Origin of the sequence: Promineifilum sp. (SeqCode), from assembly GCF_041918635.1 — a bacterium.
Taxonomy (GTDB): Bacteria; Chloroflexota; Anaerolineae; order Promineifilales; family Promineifilaceae; genus Promineifilum.
Genome location: NZ_JAYRVJ010000705.1, coordinates 1 through 1544 on the forward strand (window position 1 = coordinate 1; position 1544 = coordinate 1544).

Sequence of the window (1544 nt, forward strand, 5' to 3'; positions counted from 1 at the left end):
CGGAGACGGGCGAATTCCTGAGCGACTACTTGCCGCTCACCCCGGACGCGCTGGAGCCGAAGGTGTGGAACGAGTACACCCGCATCACGCTCGTCAGCACGCGCCGGCTGGAACGGCTGACGCTGGACCTGGATTTGCGCTTCACCTACGGCGGTCGCACGGTCGCGCTGCCGGGGCTGGCTATCGCCGAAGTGAAGCGGGACGGCCTGGGCCACAGCGGCCACGACTCAGACTTCATGCGGCAGATGCGCGCTCTGCGCCTGCGCTCGACCGCCTTTAGCAAGTATTGCGCCGGTGTGGCCATGCTCCATGAGGACGTGAAACACAATAACTTCAAGCCCAAACTGCGTCAGGTCAGCAAGCTGATCGAGGAAGAGTACCATGTCTAGTGAATTGATCTATTTCATCCTGGGGGCCGCCCTGAACCTGGTGGTCGCCCTGCTCATCGTCCGCTTTATCTATTATCCGGCGACGCAGGACAAGACCTACGTTTTCACCTTCCTGGCCTTCAATACGATCATCTACTTCGTGCTGGGGCTGCTCACCAGTTCGAGCCTCAGCGTCGGCGTGGGCTTTGGACTGTTCGCCATCTTCTCCGTCCTGCGCTATCGCACCGACGAGATGCCCATCCGGGAGATGACCTACCTGTTCATCGTCATCGCCCTGCCGGTCATGAATTCGGTGATGATGTCTTCCAGCGGCCTGCCGTATCTGTTGGTATCCAACGCGGCCATCGTGACCTTGTTGTACGTGTTGGAGAAGGAATGGGGCTTCCACTTCGAGCGCAGTAAGCGCATTATCTACGACCGTGTTGACCTGATCACGCCGGAAAACAGCGAACGCCTGCTGGATGATCTGTATGAACGCACCGGTTTGGCGGTGAAGCGGGTCGAGACGCGGCGGATTGACTTCCTGCACGACTCGGCCGAGTTGGTCATTTATTACGAGGAGCCGCGGGCGTCCAAGTTCATGACCGCGCCGCTGCAACCGGAGCATGTTACCCAAGCATGAAGCGTTACACCATGCTACTCTCATCGAGTCTAATTTTGCTCTGTCTGCTGTCGGCCTGCTCTGGCGTCACCACAGTCCCCGTGACCGTGGATGGCCTGGAGCAGGCCGCGCCCACGGCTGAGGTTACTGCCGCGGCCGACCCGGCCGGAGAAAGCGAGGCGGGGGCGAGCGTCGACGCCGAAGAAGAGATTGCCCGGCCCGAAGGCTGGACAGAGGCCACCCACAGCAACGACGTAGACCCAAATTATGACGTGGTCTTCCCCACCGACCAGGTCAACCAGATCACTATCACCATCGATCCGGCCAACTGGGAGGCGATGCAGGCTGACATGACCAACCTGCTGGGTGAGGCCGGCACGGGCCAGGGTATGGGGCCGGGCGGCCAGCCGTCAGGCGACTTCACGCCGCCGGAAGGGGGAGAACCGCCGTCGAGCGATCTCGCCACCCCGGAAGCGGGTATGCAGCCGCCGGCCGGCGACTTCAATCCGGGCGGGGGCGGTCCCGGCGGGGGCGGCCCGGGTATGGGCGGCAAC

The 1544-nt window shown here is 62.3% G+C and carries 2 protein-coding genes and 1 pseudogene; all 3 read left to right on the forward strand.

Going from position 1 to position 1544, the window contains the following annotated elements; all coding sequences use genetic code 11:
• Window positions 1-389 (forward strand): VTC domain-containing protein (locus tag ACE3UY_RS20710; RefSeq protein ID WP_374689378.1); only part of this gene is annotated, 389 nt, incomplete at its 5' end.
• Entirely contained in the window at window positions 382-1011 is a 630-nt protein-coding gene (locus ACE3UY_RS20715) for a DUF4956 domain-containing protein (protein ID WP_374689379.1), read from the forward strand. The genes ACE3UY_RS20710 and ACE3UY_RS20715, both read left to right, overlap by 8 nt.
• Window positions 1008-1544: pseudogene (locus ACE3UY_RS20720) on the forward strand (hypothetical protein); the annotation flags it as partial. The gene ACE3UY_RS20715 and the pseudogene ACE3UY_RS20720, both read left to right, overlap by 4 nt.

Bases quoted from the DNA above. Each gene is read 5' to 3' on its own strand.
- ACE3UY_RS20715 (WP_374689379.1), top strand. From the start codon at position 382: ATGTCTAGTGAATTGATCTATTTCATCCTGGGGGCCGCCCTGAACCTG.